Annotated in this window: 19 protein-coding genes; 3 read left to right on the top strand and 16 right to left on the bottom strand. The window is 45.0% G+C overall.

Annotated elements, in window-relative coordinates:
- Positions 1-72 precede the first annotated feature (72 nt).
- The 11 genes from AC1DM9_RS04370 to AC1DM9_RS04320 form a co-directional block, all read right to left on the bottom strand.
- Complete coding sequence (locus AC1DM9_RS04370) at positions 73-2925, bottom strand: ABC transporter permease (protein ID WP_477578734.1); 2853 nt, start codon at positions 2923-2925, stop codon at positions 73-75.
- A gap of 55 nt (positions 2926-2980) precedes the next feature.
- The gene (locus AC1DM9_RS04365; RefSeq protein ID WP_477578732.1) at positions 2981-4723 is read right to left on the bottom strand and encodes an ABC transporter ATP-binding protein; all 1743 of its coding nucleotides are present in this window, start codon (positions 4721-4723) and stop codon (positions 2981-2983) included.
- A 205-nt stretch (positions 4724-4928) separates the two neighbouring features.
- Positions 4929-5915: an ABC transporter substrate-binding protein gene (locus AC1DM9_RS04360; protein ID WP_477578730.1), complete on the bottom strand. Its 987-nt coding sequence runs from the start codon at positions 5913-5915 to the stop codon at positions 4929-4931.
- On the bottom strand, positions 5915-6214 hold the full coding sequence (locus AC1DM9_RS04355) for a hypothetical protein (protein ID WP_477578728.1): 300 nt from the start codon (positions 6212-6214) through the stop codon (positions 5915-5917). Before AC1DM9_RS04355 ends, AC1DM9_RS04360 begins: the two co-directional genes overlap by 1 nt.
- 43 nt (positions 6215-6257) lie before the next feature.
- Positions 6258-6854, bottom strand: coding sequence for a thioredoxin domain-containing protein (locus tag AC1DM9_RS04350; protein ID WP_477578726.1), 597 nt, complete (start codon positions 6852-6854; stop codon positions 6258-6260).
- 16 nt (positions 6855-6870) lie between these two features.
- Positions 6871-7389 carry a MauE/DoxX family redox-associated membrane protein gene (locus AC1DM9_RS04345; RefSeq protein ID WP_441880608.1) on the bottom strand — a complete coding sequence of 173 codons (519 nt, stop codon included), beginning with the start codon at positions 7387-7389 and terminating at the stop codon, positions 6871-6873.
- 382 nt (positions 7390-7771) lie between these two features.
- The gene (locus AC1DM9_RS04340) at positions 7772-9088 is read right to left on the bottom strand and encodes an ABC transporter substrate-binding protein (protein WP_477578724.1); all 1317 of its coding nucleotides are present in this window, start codon (positions 9086-9088) and stop codon (positions 7772-7774) included.
- A 209-nt stretch (positions 9089-9297) separates the two neighbouring features.
- Positions 9298-9531: a hypothetical protein gene (locus AC1DM9_RS04335; protein ID WP_477508891.1), complete on the bottom strand. Its 234-nt coding sequence runs from the start codon at positions 9529-9531 to the stop codon at positions 9298-9300.
- 439 nt (positions 9532-9970) lie between these two features.
- Positions 9971-10465 (bottom strand): GNAT family N-acetyltransferase, encoded by a 495-nt coding sequence (locus AC1DM9_RS04330; RefSeq protein ID WP_477578722.1) that lies wholly within the window; start codon positions 10463-10465, stop codon positions 9971-9973.
- A 29-nt stretch (positions 10466-10494) separates the two neighbouring features.
- Positions 10495-12312 (bottom strand): ABC transporter ATP-binding protein, encoded by a 1818-nt coding sequence (locus AC1DM9_RS04325; protein WP_477578720.1) that lies wholly within the window; start codon positions 12310-12312, stop codon positions 10495-10497.
- Positions 12299-14158 carry an ABC transporter ATP-binding protein gene (locus AC1DM9_RS04320; RefSeq protein ID WP_339204262.1) on the bottom strand — a complete coding sequence of 620 codons (1860 nt, stop codon included), beginning with the start codon at positions 14156-14158 and terminating at the stop codon, positions 12299-12301. Before AC1DM9_RS04320 ends, AC1DM9_RS04325 begins: the two co-directional genes overlap by 14 nt.
- 198 nt (positions 14159-14356) lie before the next feature.
- Between AC1DM9_RS04320 and AC1DM9_RS04315 the strand changes: the two genes are divergently transcribed.
- The 3 genes from AC1DM9_RS04315 to AC1DM9_RS04305 are packed head-to-tail and all read left to right on the top strand — an operon-like array spanning position 14357 to position 16982.
- The gene (locus tag AC1DM9_RS04315; protein WP_477578718.1) at positions 14357-15367 is read left to right on the top strand and encodes an ABC transporter ATP-binding protein; all 1011 of its coding nucleotides are present in this window, start codon (positions 14357-14359) and stop codon (positions 15365-15367) included.
- A 13-nt stretch (positions 15368-15380) separates the two neighbouring features.
- Positions 15381-16169: an ABC transporter permease gene (locus AC1DM9_RS04310; RefSeq protein ID WP_477578716.1), complete on the top strand. Its 789-nt coding sequence runs from the start codon at positions 15381-15383 to the stop codon at positions 16167-16169.
- Between the two features lie 18 nt (positions 16170-16187).
- On the top strand, positions 16188-16982 hold the full coding sequence (locus AC1DM9_RS04305; protein WP_441880453.1) for an ABC transporter permease: 795 nt from the start codon (positions 16188-16190) through the stop codon (positions 16980-16982).
- Between the two features lie 45 nt (positions 16983-17027).
- Here AC1DM9_RS04305 and AC1DM9_RS04300 read toward each other — a convergent pair whose 3' ends face one another.
- The 5 genes from AC1DM9_RS04300 to AC1DM9_RS04280 all read right to left on the bottom strand — a co-directional run bounded on the left by AC1DM9_RS04300 (position 17028) and on the right by AC1DM9_RS04280 (position 23991).
- Entirely contained in the window at positions 17028-18650 is a 1623-nt protein-coding gene (locus AC1DM9_RS04300) for a response regulator transcription factor (protein ID WP_477578713.1), read from the bottom strand.
- Between the two features lie 7 nt (positions 18651-18657).
- Positions 18658-20394: a sensor histidine kinase gene (locus AC1DM9_RS04295; protein WP_477578711.1), complete on the bottom strand. Its 1737-nt coding sequence runs from the start codon at positions 20392-20394 to the stop codon at positions 18658-18660.
- A gap of 80 nt (positions 20395-20474) precedes the next feature.
- On the bottom strand, positions 20475-22067 hold the full coding sequence (locus AC1DM9_RS04290; protein WP_477578709.1) for an ABC transporter substrate-binding protein: 1593 nt from the start codon (positions 22065-22067) through the stop codon (positions 20475-20477).
- A 62-nt stretch (positions 22068-22129) separates the two neighbouring features.
- Positions 22130-23044: a carbohydrate ABC transporter permease gene (locus AC1DM9_RS04285; protein ID WP_477578707.1), complete on the bottom strand. Its 915-nt coding sequence runs from the start codon at positions 23042-23044 to the stop codon at positions 22130-22132.
- Positions 23045-23058: 14 nt separating this feature from the next.
- Positions 23059-23991 carry an ABC transporter permease gene (locus AC1DM9_RS04280; protein WP_477578705.1) on the bottom strand — a complete coding sequence of 311 codons (933 nt, stop codon included), beginning with the start codon at positions 23989-23991 and terminating at the stop codon, positions 23059-23061.
- Between the last annotated feature and the right edge of the window lie 244 nt (positions 23992-24235).

Raw genomic sequence — 24235 nt, 5'->3', positions numbered from 1 at the left:
CACAATTCAGATACCGATTGCCGATAGCATGCAAAAAACACGCCAGTTCTGGCGTGTTTTCATGTAGGCCTATTATTCCTCTCCCAGCTTAAGCGCTTGGCTAATTCGCGTACGCGACAACCGGTAGACGAGAATCGACAAGCCGATGCCAATCGTAAGCCCAACGATGCCATAGAGCTGCACATAATCTCCAAGCTTGCGCACGATTTGGAACGGCGGCACTTGCTCCGTTGTTGCGAAAGACATTTCGAACAGCGGAACGTATAGATCACTCGTCAAGTTGCCGATATAGACGCCGATAATGATTGCGGCTCCCGAGGTGAGCGCCTGCTCGCTGACAAGCATGCCGAATACCTGGTGGAACGGAATGCCCATTGCCTGCAGCACTCCGTATTGAAGCGTGCGTCCGGATAAGGTCAGTACCCAGAAGATCAAGAAGCCGAAGAAGCAGATGAGCATCGCAACGGCAAAACCAAGCGTCATAACGCCGTTCATTGCCATCCGCAGCGGAGCGTTCGCGGACTGTATCAATTCCTGCTTTGCGTCACGGACACTCTCAAGCGGAATTCCTTTCTCCGCAAGCTGATCGTAGATATGCGAGCTGGAAATGCCGGCCTTCAGCTTATACCATACCTCGTATGGCTCGAATCCAATCCGATTCTGAATTGTACCCAGATGTCCAACGATCAGATGAGGTTTCTCCGTCTCCTTGTCTCCGAACGACCTTTCGGAAGGCAGAGGATTCCATGTCGGCCAGTAGTCGATAATGCCATATACAGTGAACAGGGCTTGGGTTTGTCCCTGCCAATAAACCCGAATATTATCGCCCGGCTTTACGCCGTGCTCCTCGGCAATGGAACGAGAGACGAGCACCGCCATCGGGTCTGGCGCAATGAGATTAAGATAGTTGTTAATGTGAGAATCAAGCAATCCGTCTTTCATCCAGACCGTCTTGCCGTAATCGAACGTGTCGATGCCGATTATCGTCATAACGCCCGAGCTCTTGTTTTTCGTTTCTACGAAAAACGCGTCTTCCTTCCTGAACACTTTGGCTGCCGATTCCACGCCATCCAGCTCTCTCATCGGCTGGATGGGCGGCTCAATGTACTTCATTTGCTTCGAATTCGGTGCCAGACTTGCTTGACCTCCGGAATCGGACTCGTAGGTTTCCCACTTGGCCTTCACCGTGATATCCGCGCCGATAGCATATTGAATTTTACTTTCCATATTATCGTTAATTGTCCGCGCTGCATTGGCACTGAACAACCCTGTCGCTACAGTCATAATTAGAAACACCTTGATCGTCAAATATTGGCCGGATGAGCGACTGATCTGCACAAGCGAATGGTAAAGCGACGGCGGCCACCATCTGCGACCAGCCCAATATAAGAACCGAATGAACCATGGATAGACGCGAAGCGCCAATAGTCCCCCGCCAAGCGCGAACATTGCGGGCATGAAGAACAGCAGAGGATCAACCTGCAAGACATTGGCATCGAGCGCAAGCCGCTGCAAATCGTCCATTCGTTTATTGAAGTTAATCAGTAAATAGATGGCCAATCCGACCAAAATAATATCAATTCCGCTCTTGTACCAGAACGAGAGCTTAGCTCCTCGAGCCATCTCCTGCTTGTGGCTAACGATGCTGACGCGAGTAGCCATAAATGCCGGAATCAGGATCAGCAGAAGCGCCGCACCAACGGCAACCGCTCCAATCTTGTAAGACTTGCTGCTCAAGCTGATCTCAAGCGCCGAACGCTGGACGAACTCCAGAAAGCCGCTGGAAGCGCCCAGCAATTGTGTAAATTTCACGCCAAGAAACGGTCCGATCGCAAGTGCACTGAGGCCAAGAAGCAAGCCTTCTACGGTATAAGCCGTCATCAGCTGCGTACGGCTTGCTCCTCGGCTGCGCAGCACGGATATCTCCGTCTTCTGCTGATTAATAATCAGGTTTGCAACCATATATAAATAGAAGGAGAGCATTAGCATGACGGGCGTATACAACGCCAACATCATAACGGTCAGTTGACTCTCCGTCGCATGATATGATGCCGCTGTCGGCGTTGCCGGAATTTCGACCTCGGCAATGCCGATATAACCTTGGAAAAAACGTCGAATCTCGGTATCCGCCTTAACGAGCTGATCGATAAACTCAACGTTCAACTGCTCATATTCCATAGCATAACGCCATTCAAGGAAAGCGATTGCCGCTTTACCTCCTTGTACAAACTCGCGCTCGAACGTCTCGAATGGAATCATGAATCCGTCAACGACCTCTTCTGCAACAAAAGGCAAATATGGCTCCGCATTCGGATCGGTTACAATAAGTCCAACAGGGATTACACGGAAGCGTGCATGATCCCCTGTCATCACTTCGGCGATCAGTTCTTCTCCGAGCTCCCTCTTCGTCGACAGCAAGAAGCGTTCTGTAACGAGCGCCTCGTAGACGCCGTCCGTTCGATCGACGGGCATCCGTCCCTCAATAAGAAGAACCCGATGTTCCATGTCCGTCAGCGTCCTAAAGCCGCCTGTCGCATTCAGCACTTTCTTCTCTTGCTCCGACGCGTCCGTCCCGTATATTTTCATTTTTGATGTAAATCTTTGTTGGTAGAAAGCTCTTGCTTCCATTCCCAATCGCTCGGGTATCGATTGTACGAATTGATCGGCCTCAGCGATCTGGCTTCTCGTCTTCTCGTCCGTCGTCTTGGAGGAGACGGTCGTACTAATTCCTACATATCCAGGAAATACAGCTTCCCTCTCTTGAAGCTGCTGGAGCTCCCTCAGCAACGTCCGCTGCAGGATGGCATCAGAATAAAGGGGCATCGAGCAGAATAGAGCCACACATACAGTCAGACCGAACCACAAGTTCAGCTGCAGCCACTTATTATTCACCATCTTGCGGAGAATCATCGTCCATAATGCCATATATACACCCCCGTCCTTGATATGAAGTTCATAGCAGGTTGGTTTGAAACCTAGATTATCGGTAAGCCAATGACTGCAATTCGAACATTCGGCAATATTCCCCTTGTAAGCTTAGCAATTGTTCATGTGAGCCTTGCTCGACTAGTGTGCCATTCTTCATGACTAGAATATGATCCGCCATTCGGCAGCTTCCGAGTCGATGAGAGATGAGCAGCGTAATGCGGCCTTCGGCCAGCTCCGTGAATCGCTTGAACAACTCCGCTTCAGCCATCGGGTCCATGGATGCTGTAGGCTCGTCAAGTACCATAATTGCAGAATCTCGCATAAACGACCTTGCGAGGGCAAGCTTCTGCCACTGGCCTACGGACAGCTCGTGCCCCCCATCAAAAATCGGGCCGAGCAACGTATCCATGCCGTCCGGAAGCCCTCGTACAACGTCCGCGGCACCGGACCGCGCGGCAGCCGCCTCAATTGCGGCCAAGTCTTCCATCCGGCCTACATCGCCGAACCCAATATTCTCCTTCACGGATACTTGGTACCTTAGAAAATCCTGGAATACCGCTCCAGTACGGTCGCGAAATGTGTTAACGTCCAGCTCCATCAAGTCAACGCCGTCGTATTTTATAGAGCCCGAATATTCACGGTAAAGTCCAATCAGACAATTAACGAGCGTGCTCTTGCCCGCGCCATTCTCCCCTACAATCGCTACTGTCTGATTCGGTTTGATTCGGAACGAAATATCGTTAAGCACGGGCTTCAGGCTGGTTGGATAGGCAAAAGTCAAATGATCAACGGTAATGCCTTCCGCAATGGGGCTGTTTAGCACATGCCGTCCCTGCCCGTTCTCTTCCTCCTCCGAATCCAAAAAGTCGTAATACTCGTTCATGACGAGCGTTTCCTCGTAGATGGACGACAAGTTCTGAGCAATCATGCGCATTGAAGCTTGAGTCGTGGCCAGCACTTGCGCGATTGCGACATAAGCCCCGAGCGATAGCTGCTGTGAATAACATACCCAGACCGCATAACAGGAGAATAAAAAGGCAAGCACTCCGTTCAGACCTTCAATTCCTATTCGCATCTTTTGCGATCGAAGCTCGACCTTCTTCTGCTCGCCAGCATTTTTCCAGAAATATCCGCCCCAATAGTGTAGCAGCTTATTAGCGTGTCGATACAATCTGACCTCCTTAGCGGACTGACGGTTGGTCATCAGATCGAAGAAGTAGAACAGGCGCCGCGAGAACGGCGTCTGCACACGCATCAGCCAATACTTCCATTCACCGATTCTCATATGTACAACAAGCGTCGGAACGACAACAAGCACCATTCCCAGCGACAATACAAAGCTGAAATGCCACAGCAGGGCGAAGAATGAAGCGACCGTGAGCAGCGATTGGCCAATGGAAAAAAACTGCTCTATCAGTTGAAAACCTCGAAAAGAGACGTTCATCTTAGCCCTTTGCAGTTGATCATAGTATTGTGGCTGCTCGAATCGGGACAGCGGAATACTCATTGATTTCCCCGCCAGCATCGTTTCCATTTTGAATTGCGTCTTCTGTTTCATCAGCATCGTCATGTATTGGGCTGCGGCATCCAAAAGCGCGCCAATCAGCAGCAGACCGCCGCTTGCCGCCAGCCACTTGACGGGCTCCGACATCTCGCCATCACGCGTGAGCAGTCCGGCGACCGCATCTGTTAATTCCTTCACGACCAATACCTGCATAGCCGGAATGAATGCGCTCACAACTCGCATAACGAGAAGCAGCAGCACGAGTGGCGCCGATAAACGCCACACGAGCATCAATGAACGCCCCAGTATGGCTATTATGCTACGAATCCCGATGTTCGGTCTCTGAGTTTGATTTGTCATATTCATCTTCTCCATTGCACGCATAGGATTCCGGCTGCTCAAGGTGATGCCATAAAGTCAGTTCAAGCATGAGACGCCTCCTTTTTATCTTTCACAGTTTCATAACACTTCGAAAAGTTGTTTCGCGTATGCAATTTCATTTCAACTCCAGCTCTAACTCTAAAGCATAATGGTGCAGGGATTCACGAATCGGCAGGCCATTATGAATGGCAGCTAACCGATTAGGACTGCTCCATTGCTCAAAGTATGGCGTGGAAAATGCCTCATGCATGAAGAGCGCTGCCGGAACGGAACGTTTCATTTCATGTATAATTAACGTTTTCCTCTCAGCGCTGGCTGTTACTGCTAAGGGCCTCATATTCGCTTGCAGCGTATAATCCGATATGTCCGAATAAATGGTGTCTTTATCCTCCATTAAATAACGCAGCAGCTTTAATGCCAGCTCCTTATTCTTCGACCGTGAGGCAAGAGATAGGCCCGATACATGAGCGGGATTAATGCCCCCATCTCCCGTAGGAAGCCCAGCAATGCCAATCAGATCATTGCGCTGGGATATTGCCTCGTAATTATTCGGGTCGCCAACAGTCGCATATTCGACTGCAAGCGCAATCTCGCCGTCTAATAAATCAAAGGGCATTGCCGGCGGAATAGTGCCATTGACAACTTTCTCTCTATACTTTGTTCCGATGCCGACGAGCCACTCGGCACCTTTGATCGCCTCTTCACTATCGAGAAATCCACGGTATGTGACACCATCTGCCGCTGCGATACGCCCGCCGTTCAAACTTGTCGCCCACTCCAGCGTATACGGGTTAAGTGGAATATAAACGTTCTCTCCTGCTGCTCTCAGTTTGACAATCGTATCGTTCAGCTTTTCCCAGTCCCATTGATTCGAAGGCGGGTCCAATCCAAGCGATTCAAAAGCTTGCTTATTATAGTAGACAATCATTGGATTGATCTTGCTCTTAATGCCCAGCACGTAGCCGTCATTAGAGGAGATCACATATTCGCTAACGCCTGTTTCATTCATATTCAGCGGTTCAATTGCGCCGCGCCGATACAATTCTAGCATCTGATTAGGCGCAAGTTCGAAGATATCCGGTACATCCTGTGCCCTCTGCATTACTGTATACAAGTCGGCACAGAATTAGAGCCTTGTGTCAAATTATAATCATTTATCCAACGTATCGTAATGTTCGTATTGGGATTGAGATCTCCAAATCGTTCGATTTTCCGCGCTAGCCGATGGTGCTCCACTCCGTAAAACGAGCCGTTAATGGAGACAAGCTGGATGGTCAGCGTGTCTTTCGACTTGGGTTCCTCACTGTTCCGTGCTGCTTCTTCAGCTGTTGTTGTCGACACGCAGCTGGATAATAAAGTGATGAAGAGCAATGCTACATTTATCATCATTGTGTATTTCACGACAGGGCTCCCACGATGTAAAAGTAATCTGTCAGATAACCGATTAGACTTGCTGCTCTGCATTAGATCTTTGCCGATAGAAGGCTAGTCTGCTTTTCTTCGACTGCTTTGGAGCCCACGTAAGGAGAAGGTCAAATTGCTCTTCATTCGTAATCAATCCTTTGGATGTGACTTTACCATCCGGAGATAGCAAATAGCCGAATGGGAAACGATCGGTGTTAATTGCTTTCAAACTTTCCTCGTTCTCCAATTGAACAATCGGCACCATCAGGCTGTAGTTATGACCGATTGCCTTAACCTCTTGCAAATCACCATACATCATTGAGATAAACTCGTATTGATCGTTTTTGTTCTGCATGAAAGGATTGATCAGTGGATATAACGTCGTGCATGTGCCGCAGGTCGGAGAGGTGACCAATATAATTTTCTTTTTTCCTGAATCATTATGAACCGCAGCTTGTCCGCCAGTGATCGTCTGAAAGTGTGTTACTGGAAATTTCTCCCCTAGCGGCGCACCGAAATCGGAGTACAACAGTTCTTTTAGCTTGAAAGGCATATAGACCTTATTGCGCAACCGCAGCACACTGACCGCTAACATTATGACTAATAACCATAGAACAGCATTCGCAATGGATTGCATGTTATCCAACTCCCCCTTACTTGGAACCGTCACTTGCTAAAGTACCGAATGCCGCGTACGGCATTAAGCTGTAAACCAGAAGCACACCGATCGAACCAACTCCAGCATAATAGATATCTTCGATTGGATACTCGGCCCATACAGTTGTTGTTCCGGTTGATAAGAGATATAGGGTAATGACAAGTAACAGGACAACCCGTAGTACCGTATTCCAACCGAACGACTCTGGATTAATATTGCCGAAGCAATTACAGGCCACTTTCAGCTGGCGTTTATATGCCCGGTAGATAGACCACACAAAGCAGCCTAGTAAAAACAAGATTATTAAATACGCGAGATACTGAGTCCCTGAAAATATAAGAAGGATCGAAACAGATAATTCTAGCAGTACAACAACAGCTGCACTCGGTAAAACAAGTCGACGGCTGATTTCTAATTGTTCAATCGTCTTCTTAAAATCTGCGAAACTGATTAGTTTTCCGAATCCAGACAACAAAAAGGTAATCAATAACAGGAACTGCAAAAAGGGACCCATCACTTTATGATCCTCCTATTCCAACATGAAATATAATGAGAAAACACGGCATAAAGCCGTGTTTTCTCATTATTGTAAGCATGTAGTCCACTGATTTTAAAGGTTGCAGCAACCCGACGAAGTCTGGGATAGAATGACACCATCACATACGTAATTCACCAGTTGAACCCCCAGTTTAGAAGAACCTCCGCAGGAACTCGCCAGACAGCCCCCTGATTGATATCCACACATATAATCACCTCCGTTTCTATTTTTTTACCAAGACCAGTCCTTGGAGAGTACAGACTACAGAATCGACAAAACTCTCGGACTCACAATCATTTTAACATTTATGGAATAATTTATAATACATGTCTAATTATTGGTTTTTTACTTAAAAACATTATTTGTCTCTCGCATCGCTATCCAGTTGATCCGCATACTGTTTTAGCATATCTCTAATTGACTGCCCGTCCCTGATCGCAAGCAGTGGTTTTGGCAAAAATAATTGTATCGCGTCATAAAAACCGATTTCGGCTACCTCATGCGTATTAAGTATTGCTGGAACGGACCTTTTCATAGCCTTTATAATTATCAATTTCCGTGCAGCGTCCACTGGCTCCTTCAAGGTTCTTGTAGCGGTCTGAAGTGTTTGCGAAGCAATGTCCGTATACAATGAATCTCGGTCTTCTGATAGATACCGAATTAACTGCATAGCCAATTCTTTATGTTCAGATTTCGAGGTTAGGGATAATCCCGATATTAAAGCCGGATTATGACCGTTCGTTCCCACAGGTAACGCTGCCACTCCGATTTGGTTATTCTCTTGAGCAATCTCCTCATAGCTGTTTTTCATAGATATATTAAACCCATACGCATATTCTATCGCTAGCGCGATTTTACCATCGACCAAATCGTAAGGCATAGGGGGACGTAAATCAGTTAAGGACATCGAGGCATATTCCATTTTCGTTCCGATAGTCATAATCCACTTGGCAGCTTTAATTGCATTATCACTATCGATATAACCGGTGAATGACCTGCCGTCTACTCCGACAACACGTCCACCGTACAGTCCCGTTGCCCACTCCAGTGTAAATGGCGATAGAGGAATATAGAGCGTCTCTCCCGCAGCCTTCAGCTTGACGATCGCATCGTTCAACATATCGATATCCCATTTTTCCGAAGGAACTTCAATCCCCAAGGTAGAAAAAATATCTTTATTGTAGTAAAGAATCATCGGGTTAATCTTGCTTTTCATACCCAGAACATATCCGTCATTAGTCGTAATCGCATAATCGTCTAGATCCGATTCGTTCAAATTTAATGGCTCGATAACTCCCATCCGATACAATTCTCGCATCTGGTAGGGCACCAGTTCAACGATATCCGGAACGTTATTAGAGTCCTCATACAGCTCAGAAGGTACCTCAATTGGAGTCCAAGGTGCAAACAAAACTGGAGATTTGCTATACGGATTATTATAAGACTGAACCCACTCGATCTTAATTTCCACATTCGAATGCATATCGGCAAAACGCTGGATCTTCTGAGGGAGCGAATCCCCGCTATAACGACCAACCAGCTTAATTGTTAGCTGCTGTTTCTCCCCGACTCGAGCAGACGTATCGTTATTCTTGAGTGTATGCGATGACGACATACAACTCGATAACATCATAACGAACATTAGCAGTATCCCCAGTTTTCTGATGTTTGACATGAACATATTTCTCCTCTACGCCTTTACTTCACATGACAATGTAATGCCAGATGCTAATCTCGAGAGCCAAATTCAATATCTAATTCTTTCGCATATTGCTAACGCCTCTCTCCCATTCTGTCCATTCACGATCACTTGAAGAGACTTGGTGCTGCTAAACCATATTTCTTGTTCAATATTCGACTTTCCTCCAACATTCACGGGTTCATCTAATTGATCGTAATTTGTACATTCGGATACTTTTCGCGGAAACGGTCGATTTTTTGCTTCAACGGATTATCCTCGTTTGACGAAGCCATCGGGACCCAGGAAACAAGCTGTATGATCAATGATTGACTTTTCTCAATCTCAACTGGCACTGCCTCTTCTGTTACAATTGTCGTACAGCCGGATATGAAGACCGTTTTTAGCAGTAAGATTGCAAATAACCTTTTGAATTTCATGACGCTTATCCTCCTTTTGCTTGTTCGTCAATGTATACGAAATATTTTCTTCATAAAAAAGTGTAACGTTTACATGTTTTGTAAACAACCTTTTGTTCAATGGTTTCTATACCTGTTAGATGATGGGATTTTCCACACAAGAGCATGGGTCAGATACTCATTTCATCGCACTAAAAAACAAACAAGCAGCCGACATGGTCGACTGCTTGTTTGGTCTATACATTGCCACTATTCGGTTACGAATATGACTTTCTAATCGTCCCACGTAGCGAACCCACTTTGTTCAAGACCTGCTCCTTATGGGTCATCCATGCAGCTACAGGACCAACCAATGAAGCCGGCATCAAGATCAGCCTCGGTACAATCTCGAATGGAAACTATGAGACTCTCCTCCTCGTATTTTCAATTATTTCAGGTTCCTTCAGATAACATTCTTGCTTTAAAAACTCCGTAAATATGGTGTTTTAGGTAGAACAAACTCAGCATATACCTCACCAGAAGGGTGGGTATTTCCTGTTTCAACAAATCCTAATGAGGCATATAAATTTTTCGCAATTATGTTTTCGGGGTTATAGGTAACTTCAACGACCCTCGCTTCACCATGAGGAGATGTCTTAGCGAATTCTACAGCTTTTTCCATGGCTTCCTTCCCATACCCTTTGCCTTGATATCGCCCATCAATCATGATTTTAAAAACGCCATAGCTGCTGTATTCGAAATTCCCATTTCCATCGTCATAATACATCATGATAAAGCCGACCATAGTCTCATTTTTATAAATAGCAAATGTAATAATGACCTGCCCCTCTTTTGATGCGATATATGCTTCTGCGAGTGCATGTTGATTAGAGGAGATAAAGCGTTTCTGTTCCTCTGCAACTTTCAGCTCAATACATTCAATAAAGTTGTCCCACGTTATTTCTTTAAATTCCACTATCCAAGCCACCCCACAATCATTATTTTTCAAGCTCCTACAACCACGCGGTAACGTGAAGCCTGAAGGTTAAACATTTGAGCATACTTCCCGTCCATTCTCATAAGTTCTTCGTGTGAGCCTTGCTCAATGATTTGACCATTTTCCATCATGAGTATGCGATCCGCCATTCTGGTCGTCGATAAGCGGTGTGAAATAAAAATGATGGGTCGATCTTCTGCCTTCTCCAGCATCACTTGATTCAAATGATATTCGCTCATTGGATCCAAGGCGCTGGAAGGCTCGTCTAATAGGATGAGAAGAGTCGGCTTGGCGAACACTCTTGCAATCGCTACCTTCTGCGCCTCTCCACCAGATAGCTCTATCCCGGCGTCGTCAAACTCCTTGGTAATGGAGGTATCGGTCCCCAATCGCAAGGTCTGCAGCTTATTGCCAAAATCACTTTTCTCCAGCGCTTCTCTTACCAGAAATGAATCGCCGGATGAAAACTGATTCATGACGACATTTTGGGAAAGCGTAGCAGCGAACAGCTGATGATCCTGAAACACTGAGCTAATCTTCATACGATAATCATCCAGCTTGAACTGATCGATTTGTATCCCATTTAAACGAATTTCTCCCGAGCTTGCATCGTATAGACGCATGATCAGCTTCGTCAATGTCGTTTTTCCGGCACCATTGTAACCAACGATTGCAATTTTCTCACCTGGCCTAATGCTGAAATTAACATGATGAAGAATACGCGGCCCGGATGGACCATATTGGAACGATAACTCTTTTAGCATTAATCCAGTAAACTTATCCGGCACAGGCAGTGGATCTTCAACTTCCTTCAGTGCGTTCTTTTGCTCCAGGAAACTTCTTAACTTCTCGATGTACAAGCTGTTTTCTTGCATTTCACTGATGAGCGTCGTCATATATTGCATGTTGCCTTTTAGACGCCATGATGAATTCAACAGTGTAACCGCGCTGCCAAAGCTTAACGTTCCTTTCACTAACGTCATAAAGACAACATAAGTCACGTACAGGCCGCTCAATATCAACTCATTGAAGAAATACTCTGAGGTGAAGTTTAACCAAAACTGCTTTTTTGAACGTTTTTTAACAATCCCGTGCATTTCTTTATGCGTATCGGAGAAATCTCTAAAAAATTTCTCCTTGATGGAATAAAGTCTTAATTCCTTCGCGTAATCAGCCAAGTAAAACAATCGTTTCAGATAGATTCGTTTACGATCCTTTTCGTTAAGCTCCATTCTCATTTTGTACCTGATTTTATTGGAGATCATGCTGACAATCAGAGTTAGAATGAAGGACGCGAGCACAAATAGCAAACCAAGCTTGTCAACAAACAAGAAAAAGCTTATAGAGGTTATAATAACCGTGACGGATCGGCACAATTTTCTAATGTTGTTTATCGTAGCATCAATTCGATTATGGGCATCATTGGCGCTCCACACATAATCATTATAATAAACAGGATCATCATAGTTGGCCAAATCGGTGCTAATCGCTTTTTCGTAGAGATCCATCCTTATTTTTTGATACAGCAATTCTTTTCCTTTCGGTTCAACGCTTTGAAAATAGATGCTGTCCAGCACAAAACAAATTGCGATAAACAAAATTGTAAGTCCTATATATAAAGCAACGGTAGAGAAGGAAGTTCCATATTGAACACTGTCGAATACAAACTTAATCAAAATGACATGCTCAATAAAAATTTCGATTTCCTGCAAGCATGCATACAAGCATGTAAAAATGATATAGTTGCGGGAATGGCGCAGCCCGTATTTCATAATAAACCAATTATTTTTAAGGACCCTAGTAAAGCTATGCTTATTGGGCTTCATGCAGATTCACCACCCCTGCCAACTCTTCTTGATCAACATACTTTTCCGCTTGCTTTAAGAATAGCTCCGCATATTTCCCCTGCAGCTGCATCAATTCCATATGTGAACCAGACTCTCTGATTTCGCCATCCTCCATGAAATAAATACGATCCGCAAGCATAGCTGATGACATGCGATGAGAAATAATAACAACAGCTTTATCCTTGCAGGCTTCCATCATACTTTCAAAAATTTCATATTCCGCAATCGGATCCAACGCGCTCGTAGGCTCATCAAGCACGAGGATTTCAGCCTGTTGCGCAAAGATTCTAGCTATCGCAATCTTTTGAAACTCGCCGCCTGATAAAACAACCCCGTGTTCATCAAACTCCTTCGTGAGCATCGTATTTATTCCCTCCGGCAAAGAGGCTACCTTATCATAAACTCTGCTTTTCTTGAGTGCATCTATGACGAGCTTGCGGTCTGCTTCGGAAACCAAATCACGCATAAGCACATTCTCTGCAATCGTCATCGAAAAAATCTTGAAATCCTGAAATATGGTTCCATACATTGAGCGGTATGACAGGAGATCAAACTCTTTAATATTTTGGCCATTCCATAATATTTCGCCGTCAGTAGGATCGTACAATCGCATCATGAGCTTGATTAGCGTTGATTTGCCGGCGCCATTATGGCCGACTAAAGCAATTTTCTCGTTCTTATTAACTTCTATCGTAATATCGCGAATAGCAGCCTCAGCTGCCCCATCATAAGTAAAGTTAATATGCCTAAATGTTAATTTCTGTATTGGCGGCGCAATTGCTTTAACTGGACCGGCATGCTCCTCGATTTCGGAAACGTAGCTTAAAAAGGTTTTTAAATTTTCAATGTAAATGCCGTTTTTATTAATTTCTACAAAACTATCAGACAATCGGATGAGCGACCACGCACCGCCGACCATTGCGCTTCCCAGAACGATAAAGGAACTGATAGAAATCGACTGCTTGACAATAGCCAAATAAGCTCCATACAACAGAACCCCTTGGAATATTAGTGTAAAGGTTGTAAATATCTTGAAAAAGGAAACAACTCCTGCTTTGACTCGATACTTATGAACGACCGAAATGGCACCGTCATACCCTTCTATATAGGTGTTTCTCAGAACTGAAAATATGCGGGACAGACGGATTTCCTTGGCAAAGTGGGATAAATAGATGACACGGTTGACATAATCCATTTTTCGTTGGTAGGGTACCCGTTCATTATTTTGTTGAAACTGAATTCGGTTAAGCTTTTTTCCAAAATAAAAATTTCCGAAAATAGGCAATAAAGCAAACCATACCACCCATGGGTCAATGGCGTACATCACGGCAAATATGCTAATCGTTGCGAGCGATACGAATATCACCCTTGAGAGATTTTCAAGAACAGCGCTGACTCTTTGATCGGCTTCTTGAATGGCTTTTGTATACTTGTTATAAAACTCATAATCCTCAAAACATTTCAATTCTACGGATGCTGCCTTCCGAAAGAGAATGAGATACAGCTTCTCATATAACTTGAGATCACTTAAGGGTTTGAAGCGAATTTCATACCAATTGTCCAGTAAAATTAAAGCAAGTATCAACACTAACGTCATAATTATGAAATGGATAATTTGCTGAAAGTCCCTTTCGATTGAAATAGACTCAATGAGGTACTTCATGAAATATACAGAAAAAAACACATTGCCAATCATTCTACCGGCTTGAACTGCAAAATCCGCCAGCACTCTCTGTGGATGCATACTCCAAGCTAATCTGAACACAAATAAGTTATTAGCAATAATCACTTTAATATGTTGAATTGTAAGTTTAATTTTCTCCAAGGCCGTTTCTTCCTCCAATAATTAGTAATTCAAAATTTACTACATAGTGGAATTGGAAACAACCTGTCAATTAGCTGATCATTCACCCGTCAAATCATAGTTTATTTTACATTTTATTGAATTTACTGCCAATATCCCTTAAGATTGTTAAGCTGTAAATAATCGAAGTAGCGATAAATTCTAAAGGCAGGTGACGATGTGAGTATAATAGCTGTTAACCGAATTACGAAGACGTATCGGCAATACCGAAGATTTCCTGGACTGATTGGGTCCGTTAGAAGTCTATTTACAAGGCAATATACGGAAGAAGATGCTGTTAACAATATGTCCTTTACGATCAATGAAGGAGAAGCCATTGGTTATCTGGGACCAAATGGTGCGGGTAAATCTACAATGATTAAAATGATGACAGGCATCCTGGTCCCAACGCACGGAGACATTAAAGTACTCGGCGCAGTACCGCATGAAGCAAGAAAAGCGAATGCACAGCAAATCGGGGTCGTTTTCGGACAACGAAGTCAATTATGGTGGGACCTTCCCGTCACTGATTCCTTTGATCTTCACAAATACATCTATAAAATACCGGATTCTGCTTTTCGTAAAAATCTGGAGCTTTGCATGAGTCTGCTCTCCATCCATGAATTTGTGCAGAAGCCTGTAAGACAGCTCAGCCTAGGGCAACGTATGCGAGTTGAGATCGCCATGGCGCTGCTTCATGAGCCCAAAATTCTATTTCTCGATGAACCAACGATCGGTCTAGATGTCATGGCCAAGGATCAAATTCGGCGCTTTCTTCGCACTGTAAATCGGGACCGTAAAGTAACGATCGTATTAACTACCCATGACATGAAAGATATTGAAGAAATTTGCCCACGTATGCTTGTCGTTAACAAAGGAAGCCTGGTCTACGATGGCTCTGTTGAAGATTTGCGAGCTAAGCTAGGAAGTGAAAGGAAAGTTATCATCGATTTCCGAGTCGATCCCGGGCTGATCGATATCCCTGGCATTACGATGCTTCAGGACGAGGGAATACGCAAAACATTTCTAGTACCGCGAGGTGAATCAACCGTATTTGAACACGTCAGCCGGATTGCCTCCCAATATCCTGTAGAAGACGCCTCTATTGAAAGCCTGGATATCGAATCTGTAATACGCAAGTTGTATCTTCAACTAGCTAGAGAGGAACAAACGATCAGCAAAATCGGATGAGAAGGAGCAGACAATGTCGACCTATTTTATGTTTACGTTAAAGGCCTTTGTTAACCAGTTAGCATATCGTTCCGAAGTATGGCTTCGTCTGCTGGGCAACTATTTTGCAATACTCATCCAAGTGGAGATTTGGAGGGCCGTTATCGGAAATGGCGGTTCAGCCAGTACGACAGTCGAACAAATGATTACATATAGTATACTAAACACCCTCCTTTTTGCTCTTTTGCTAAACCGGGTCAGCAGTAAAGTTGACGGCAGTCTTAAGTCCGGCAGTATCGCATCAGAGCTCGTCAAGCCGCTCTCCTATCCTTTATATCTGCTTTTTGACGGGCTTGGACAATCGCTTTATCAGTTCATTTTCACAGTTATCCCCTCTCTGATTCTTGCATGGATTTTGTTCGGGATGCTTCCTCCTGCTTCCACGATACATTTCATTGCTTTCCTAGTGGCTCTGCTAATGGCTTTAATACTTTCTTTTCTTCTTGGTTATCTTGTTTCTCTTCTGGCCTTTTGGTTCTTAAGCCATTTTGCGCTCAGTTGGACGCTTGGCGGCCTAACTACCATTTTCAGCGGTTCGTTTCTGCCCTTGTGGTTCTGTTCCCCTTCTTGGGCAGCGGTCGCCAAGTTGTTGCCATTCCAATATCTAGGTTATGTACCTGCGGCGATTTATCTCGGTAATCTGAACGAGGCAGAATTATGGAGAACCGTCGCGTTGGGATGTGTATGGATCATCTTGTTGCTTGTTGTTGCCTATTGGCTTTGGGGCAAAGCCGTACGGCGATTAATCGTTCAAGGAGGCTAATAAGAAAGGAGGCGTACTATGACTTTATTACTCTTCAGTAAGCTGGTTCGATTATTGTTGAAAGAGAAAATGGAATACCGAGCTGATTTTGTACTTTCTGCCTGCGCGCAAATCATTTCCTATGCAGGAGACTATATTGTCATTTGGCTGTTTATGAAGCAATTCAACTCGATTGCTGGCTGGAACTGGCCTGAAATTGCTTTGCTTTATAGCATCGGATTATTTACATATGCACTTGGCGCATCCTTTTCTTTCGTGCAAATGTCGGGTCTAGAAGGTCAAGTTCGGGAAGGCACATTCGATACGCTGCTCATTAAACCTGTCAACCCCTACTTATACCTGATTAGTCGCGGTTTTAACCTGGCATACGTCGCTCATATCAGTATTTCCGGAACTGTATTGATTTGGGCCATCGCTCAATTAAATTTACAGTGGGCGTGGACAGAGTATGTCTATTTACTGCTTGCTTTAATCAGCGGTGCAATGATTCATGCTGGATTGCTCACTGCTATTGGCGCTACAACCTTCGTGTGGGTGAGGACGGGATATTTGTTTTCATTGTTTTTCCATTTGAAGGAGTTCATATCCTATCCTCTTCCCATATTCGGAACAGTGGTTCAGCTGCTCTTGACCGTTGGCATTCCACTCGCTTTTGTCAATTTCTATCCTGCAGCCTTTCTTTTGTCGTACGAGACATCGCTAATACCGCATTGGGCCAAGTGGCTGGTCCCGCTCGCGGGTCCGCTGATTTATGGACTAGGCTACCGCTTTTGGATGTACGGCGCAAACAAGTATCAGGGAGCAGGCGGATAAATATTTGCCGTTCTTAAAGTCCGTATCGTTGTATAAAATGATTAATTAATCCCGTTTTTTCCGTGCTCGATATTGCTGTGGCGTTACGCTGACAATTCTTTTGAACAAGTTCGAAAAGCTTCCTAAGCTGGTATAACCTATACGCTCTGCAATGTCTGTAATCTTGTATTCGGTTTCTTCCAGCAATCGTTTGGCCTCTTGGATTCGTTCCTGAATGATGGCATCCGACAAAGATAACCCGGTCTCCTTCTTGAACAATCTGGATAAATACGCCGGGTTCAGATAGACATGGGCAGCCATTTCCTCCCGGGTAATCTCCTGGTTCAATCGTGAACGAATGTAATGTCTAATCTTGGTAACCACAGCAGAAGATACTTTGTTGCTTACCGTGAGAAGTCGTACGGTTGCCTTCAGGCAGCATCTCGTCCATTGTTGCAGGGCATCCGAGTGCTTGGGATAGCTTTCCTTATCTGTCAAGCTCTTTAATTCGGCCGACTTGTGAATAGATAAACCTTTTTGGGCCAATATGGTGTGAATAATGAAGAGAATACCGTGGATAAACTGATGATGAGATTCCTTTGTCCATGTATTTCCTTCACTGCTCCAGAACCATTGCTTCACGCGGCGATCCAGCTCTTCTAACTCACCAAGCTCCATAATAGTGGACCACTCCGCAAATAAGCTTAGTGGAGCTACAGCCTGCAATTGTTTCATGCTTTTTTCCATAGGAGTAGAGGCAGGCATGAATACTTGCCGGGATCGAGTTAAATTGTGCTGCTCTCTCTCTGTCACATACGTGTAGGCGCTAACGATTTGCGGTAATACTACCGTCGGGCTAATATAAATAGATAAGGAGCAATGAAGAAGCCGTTCGCACTCGTTCAGAAACTGACGGCAATTGTGATTAAGCACGCTGCTAATAGAGGTTTCTTCACTTCTCACATATACGATCGCCAGATTAAGCCCTGTATGATCCTGAAATACAACACCTTCCAGCTCTAGCAGAAGCAGTTCTCCAGCCAAATTGCGAAGCGCGTATTCCATAATGGCTTCATCACGCGCGCTCAGATTATCTTTCCATTGCTCAAGTCCAAACAGAACCAGGATATAACGATCATCAGGCTTGATCGACAAGCCACAAGTTTGAGCGGATCTTTGCAGCGAGTCCGGGAGCAGAGATGCGCGCTGACTAAGGATGTCCTGCCAGAAGCGTTCCACCAATATAGGCAGCTGATGTTCCCATTTTCTTCGATAGTCCTGCATCAGAGCTTCAAACTTTTTTTGTTCTTTTTGCCTACCGACCTCTGCAAAAGCATCGCTGGCCACTTTCTTCAATTGCTCATAATCGACGGGCTTCAGCAAATAATGGAATGCTCCATGATGGATGGCGCGCTGCGCGTACTCAAAGTCCGCATGACAAGTAAGCATAATCGTCAAAGTGTACGGCGAATGCTGCTCCACCCAGGCCAACAAATCCAAACCGCTGCTCCCCGGCATTTCGATATCGCAAATTAGTAAGTCAATAGTAGTGTTCCTTAGTATCTTCAACGCTTGATCCACGTTCTCCGCCAAACTAATGTGCGTAACGCCCAGCACGCTCCAGTTCACGCCTTGCTGCAAACCGAGCAAGGCAAAATATTGGTCATCAACAATTAAGATTCTATACATACGATGATCAAAGCCTCCTTTGCATAGGCAATTTGATATTCACTATTCCGCCGCCCTGTGGATCATTGCTGAAGGCTATATTCGCGCGTCCATCATAGAACATAATCAAGCGTCTGCGCACATTCCATATCCCCAGTTGACGGTCTGTGGGCTCCTTTTCATATAAGCCAAGGTTAAGCATGACCAATTGCTGCTCGGAGAATCCAGGTCCAGAGTCGCGGATTTCGATGGCCATGCATGAATCCCCTTCTTTACTAGTTTCTTTACTTACCGTGACGTTGACTTCAAAATGCTTGGCATTATTAATAAATCCATGCTTCATAGCATTCTCCACGAACGGTTGTACAAGCAATGGCGGCACAAGGACGTTCTCAAGTTCCTTGGGCACCCGTTCGTGAAAACTCAGCTTGTTCGGGTACATAACCATTTGGATTTCAAGGTAGTTTCGGATATGATTAAATTCGCTAACAAGCGTAATCCACGCATCGTTGGTGCTCATGATGAACCGGAAATAGGAGACGAGGTGGCTGATCATCTTTTTAATCAGTGAATACTTCTGAAGCTCTACAAGATGGAAGACGATATTTAAGGAATTCATGAAAAAATGGGGATTGATCTGGGCCTGAAGATGCTTAAGTTCGGCTTGCTGCACTTTCATTTGCTCTTCATATACGAAGATTTTTAAATTCCCAATTTGTTCAGCCATCCGATTGAACTGTTGTGTAATCAGTTGGAACTCCTTGGATTTCTCTTCCTTTAAACGGTAATCCAGCTGTCCCTTTCCAAGTATGCGCATCCCGCTTGCCAACTGCTGAATGGGTTTAAATACAAGCCGGCTTAATAGAAAGAACAATGCAACTAGAATGACAACTACCGCTATGGGAATGACCTTAATTACGCGTTGGAACAGAGGCAGCTCGTCCAGCAGCAATTCTTCGTCCAATAAAATGAAAACGTTGAGATCCGAAAAAAGAGACGGTTTGCCTACGAACAAATAGCTGCTGCCGTCACTAAGTGGAATAGAAGCGCTAGAGCGATTCGATTGATCGTTCAGATGGCTACGGATGCGGACAAGATCCTCATTGCCGAACTGCCCCCACAACAGATGCCCCTCTTTGGATATAATGCCGATTTTCTCATCGCTCTCTACAGACTCCAGTCGGATTAGAGGCTGAGCTAAGGAATCAATGCTGACAAGTACACCGATGAGCAGCCTTCCACTTTTATCCGGAAGTGCCTTAAATAAGACCGGCTCGCCGCCGACGTTAATGATTTCCCACTTCAAGGACGTCGGAAGCTTGAACTTCTTCAGCCGAGCGGACAGACCGGCACGGATAGCCTCCTTCTCCTCGTAATACTCCTTTTGACTGCTGAGGAATAACTCCTCCCGGTCAAGATGATACACGAATACACTGCGAATAATAGAGTAGTAGCTAACATCGCTATACCATTGATCCATTAATTTTCTGATAGATAAATAATAGTTTACACTGTCTGGGTCGCTCTCCGAGTATAGCTCGAGCAGCATGCTTTCATTTGCCGTTCGCAGCAAATAAGTACTGGTCTGCTCCAGCAGCTCATCAAGAGCGCCTAAATGAAGGGTCAACGTGTCCGATGCGGATTTCGCTACTTTCTCACGAACAATATTTGTGGAGTAGATATTGGTGTAGTAAAGCAAGAAAAAAAGTGGCGCCACTAATAGCAGGACGAGTGCGCTTACTTTAAATTGCAATGAAAGTCCCACAGTTCCACTCCTTTGTCTAGTATATGAACGCCCATGCGGCACGAAAGGGGAAAGACCATTTCGGTCTTTCCCCTGCCTGCTTATGACTGCTTCGCCTTCCACTCATCGTACTGCTTCTGAACTTCGGCGCGGATTTTCTCGATACCGTTGGCCTTTAGCTTGTCGTTGTATTCTGCCAATACCTTGTCGGCATCCAAGCTGCCCGTTTCAAGCAGCGGACGATATTCCTTGATAATGTTGCTGACGACGGACACCTCTGTTTTGACAGCGTCTGTATTGAAGTTGAAGCCAAACGACCTTACTTTGTGAGCTTTTTCGTTATAGGCTTTGAACTTCTCCCATTTGTCCGAGCTTTCGCCTTCCCATAAATAAGTGAGGGTCTGATTCCCGAACATCCACTCGATTCCTGGCGCCCACCCCGTATCCGCACGGGTAGCAATGCCATCTTTCAGCTTAATGAAATTATCCTTGTCCTCTACCTTGACATATTGCCGTCCTTCCACACCGAAATCGATCAGGTTGACAATATTTTTATCGGTATGGAGAAGGTTCAGAAGCATCATTGTCCGCTCGGGATCGACGGATGTGCGCCCGATCGCCATCATGGAGTTGCTGACGCTGGCTGTACTGATTTCGGGATCATTCCCTCTAAGCTTGACGAGTTCAATACCCGTGGCACTGGAATCTTCCTTGTCCGAATCAGGTTTATCGGAACCGAACTTCATCCAAGTTTTGCCTGCCTTTAATGCGTCTTCGGCGCTCGTTTTGGTCGTTGCGGCATCTTGGTTAATGAATCCCTTTTTGAACCAGTCGCTATAGAGCCTCATCCTGTAAATAGCCGCATCGGACTCCATCGAGCTGATGATCATCTTATCTGTCTTTGTATCCAATACGATTCCAGCAGGTGCTCCGGCTACAAGCTCGTAACGGAAGTTTTCTTCCATGCTCGGCCTTGTTTTATCGAAGTAACTCAGCGTATCGGAGCCACTGCCTGATAGCCAGATTGGAGCAAGCCCTGGTTCCTTATCTTTAATGGTTTGAAGCCACGGCTCCAGATCTTCCAGTGTGTTGATCGAGTTGATTTCAAATCCGTATTTATCGATAAGATCTTTCCTGAACATAATCGTGTGGCTCTCGCCGATTTCTTTGTTGGTTGGGATCGCGTAGATTTTCCCATCTACTTTGCCGCCATCGAGAAAACGAGGATCCAGTGTCTCCATAATCCCTTGTCCGTATTTGGCCAACAAATCGTCCAGCGGGAGAAACGCCCCTTTGGTTACGTTGTTGGAAAAATCCGCCCAGTTCGGAGCAAAAGTTAAGTCTACTTGCTCTCCGGATTGATAGGCCAGCGCCATCTTCTCAGACCAGGAGGACCAAGGCAGTCCCTGAAAGTCGATTTCGGCGTTGATTTTTTCTTTCAAGTATTTATTGATTTCTTCTACAACTGCCTTGGAGTCGTTTTGCGGAAAATTGCCTACCGTATATACTTTGAGCTTGCGGTAGGTGGATATATCGGGATTGCTTGATCCGATATCCTCGGATGGCTTGCTTGTTGACAGCGGTTCTGCATTAGGTGAACCGGATGATCCTGAATTGGTGCTGCAGCCTGACATGACCAGCATAGTCGCGGTTACCCAAGCAAGCGCCATGCCCCACCCTTTCGTTTTCTTCATTTCTTGAACCCCCTATAAATTTTCATATATTCTAACCGGCCGTTAAGCCAGAGCTAGACGAATTAACCTTTGATGGCTCCAATGGTGAGCCCCTTGGTAAAGTACTTCTGAAAGAATGGATAAACGAACAGGATAGGACCAATGGAGACGACTACCATCGCCATCCGCAGACTTTCCGTCGGTACCGATTGCTGCACAAGCAGAGCTACTCCACTCCCCGCCAATTGATTTTTGAAAAACTCCGCTTGGCGAATCATTTGAATCATCACATACTGCAAAGAAAATTTATCGCTATCGTTAATGAACAACAAGGAGTTGAACCAATCGTTCCAATACATCAGCGTTGTGAACAATCCGATGGTTGCCAGCACTGGAAGTGAAATGGGAAGTACAAGCTGGAGAAAAATTCGCCACTCCGACGCTCCATCCAGCTTGCCCGATTCAATCATCTCTTCCGGTATCGTTTGCTGAAAAAATGTACGAGCAATGAAGATATAAAACGCGTTCGAAAGGCCTGGAAGGATAAGCGCGACATAAGTGTCCTTCAGATCCAAATAGTTGACGTACAACAGATAGAAAGGAACAAGCCCACCGGAGAACAGCATCGTAATCAAAAGATAAATATTAAAGGTTTTTTTAAACGGAAAATCTTTGCGAAAGATAGGATACGCATATAACGCAATTAACAACACTGCCAGCAAAGTACCAATAAAGGTAACAGATAGGCTAACCCCATAGGCCTTCATGAGAGTAGACGAATTGGCAAAAAGATAGTGGTATGCAGATCCATCGAACTCGTCAGGCCAGAACTTGTAGCCCTTTAACGTTAGAAGCTTTTCATTTGAAAACGAGATGGCGACGATCAGCAAGATCGGCAAAATGCAAGCGAGACTGAATGCGATGAAAATAATATGAAGCAATATCGCAGCTAGCTTAGACACCTTTTGGTACGGTTTAACGTTCGTTGCTTTGTTCATTTTGATTCTCCATTCTAGAAAAGTGCCGTGTCGCGATTAAGCTTACGAGCCAGGCTATTTGCTCCGATAACAAGGAAAAATCCAACTACCGATTGGTAAAAATTAGCTGCGGAGGACATTCCCAAGTCATTGAGCTGAATCAGTCCTCTATAGACATACGTATCGATGACATCCGTCGTGGAGCGCAATGCGCCCGAGTCGAGCGTAACATGATAGAATAATCCGAAATCAGAGCGGAATAAGCCGCCCAAATTCAATATCGTCAGAATGACCATCACGGGAGTCAGGAGCGGAATTGTAATTCGGATGATCTGCTGCCACTTGCTGGCTCCATCCATGACCGCTGCTTCATACAGCTCCTCGCTGATGCCAGTTATTGCTGCCAAGTAAATGACGCTCCCTATGCCGACGGAATGCCACATTTTCGTTAACCACAGAATATAAGGCCAAGCCTCCGGGTGCATATAAGCATTAAATGAAGAGTGTCCGAACAAAGGCAAAACGTATTTGACCAGGAAACCGTATTCAGGGTGCAGAAAGGCGTACACGATATAGCTAACGACGACCATAGACAAAAAATTCGGCATGATCATCACTGTCTGATAGAGTCGCGATGCAAGCCTGGCACGTACCTCATTAACGGCAATGGCGATCGCAACGGAGAGAATAAGACCGGTCACAATAAAGACAACATTGTAGGCGACCGTATTAATCGTTACTCGCCACGCATCGGAAGTAGCGAAGAGAAAACGGAAATTGTCGAGCCCTGCCCACGGACTGCCCATAATTCCGTCGATGTAGTTAATGTTCTTGAAAGCAATGAAAACGCCAAACATGGGAATATAACAATTAATGAAAAAAACGATGCTTGTCGGCAGCAGCATAAGCAGCAGCACGCGATACTTCACAATGTTCCGCAGCAAACGGACGTAGCCCCTCTGTCGCATTGAATGTGCTTGCTTAGCAGAAAAATTTACAGATGAAGGAATTGACATAGCATTTAACCTCACTCTATTTCAATAGGATAGATTTATTATAATGAAGTTGGAAATTGGAATTCTCTATCTCAGGTGATCTCATTTATTAGAAAGTTACCTCTTAACCTGATTTCCAAATATCATCCTCGTTGTCTATTCTTCGTGTTTCGTCTTACAATCAAAAGTGGAACAACACAAAAGCATCACCTTAATA

It is taken from the genome of Paenibacillus sp. 01T431, from assembly GCF_056398625.1.
The sequence above is the reverse complement of the archived record's forward strand: the minus strand, read 5'-3'. Positions and strand labels throughout refer to the sequence as shown.

Bases quoted from the DNA above. Each gene is read 5' to 3' on its own strand.
- AC1DM9_RS04370 (WP_477578734.1), bottom strand. From the start codon at position 2,925: ATGGCATTATGGACGATGATTCTCCGCAAGATGGTGAATAATAAGTGG.
- AC1DM9_RS04365 (WP_477578732.1), bottom strand. From the start codon at position 4,723: ATGCTCGTGTGGCGTTTATCGGCGCCACTCGTGCTGCTGCTTCTCGTT.
- AC1DM9_RS04360 (WP_477578730.1), bottom strand. From the start codon at position 5,915: ATGCAGAGGGCACAGGATGTACCGGATATCTTCGAACTTGCGCCTAAT.
- AC1DM9_RS04350 (WP_477578726.1), bottom strand. From the start codon at position 6,854: ATGCAATCCATTGCGAATGCTGTTCTATGGTTATTAGTCATAATGTTA.
- AC1DM9_RS04345 (WP_441880608.1), bottom strand. From the start codon at position 7,389: ATGGGTCCCTTTTTGCAGTTCCTGTTATTGATTACCTTTTTGTTGTCT.
- AC1DM9_RS04340 (WP_477578724.1), bottom strand. From the start codon at position 9,088: ATGTCAAACATCAGAAAACTGGGGATACTGCTAATGTTCGTTATGATG.
- AC1DM9_RS04335 (WP_477508891.1), bottom strand. From the start codon at position 9,531: ATGAAATTCAAAAGGTTATTTGCAATCTTACTGCTAAAAACGGTCTTC.
- AC1DM9_RS04325 (WP_477578720.1), bottom strand. From the start codon at position 12,312: ATGAAGCCCAATAAGCATAGCTTTACTAGGGTCCTTAAAAATAATTGG.
- AC1DM9_RS04310 (WP_477578716.1), top strand. From the start codon at position 15,381: ATGTCGACCTATTTTATGTTTACGTTAAAGGCCTTTGTTAACCAGTTA.
- AC1DM9_RS04305 (WP_441880453.1), top strand. From the start codon at position 16,188: ATGACTTTATTACTCTTCAGTAAGCTGGTTCGATTATTGTTGAAAGAG.
- AC1DM9_RS04300 (WP_477578713.1), bottom strand. From the start codon at position 18,650: ATGTATAGAATCTTAATTGTTGATGACCAATATTTTGCCTTGCTCGGT.
- AC1DM9_RS04290 (WP_477578709.1), bottom strand. From the start codon at position 22,067: ATGAAGAAAACGAAAGGGTGGGGCATGGCGCTTGCTTGGGTAACCGCG.
- AC1DM9_RS04285 (WP_477578707.1), bottom strand. From the start codon at position 23,044: ATGAACAAAGCAACGAACGTTAAACCGTACCAAAAGGTGTCTAAGCTA.
- AC1DM9_RS04280 (WP_477578705.1), bottom strand. From the start codon at position 23,991: ATGCGACAGAGGGGCTACGTCCGTTTGCTGCGGAACATTGTGAAGTAT.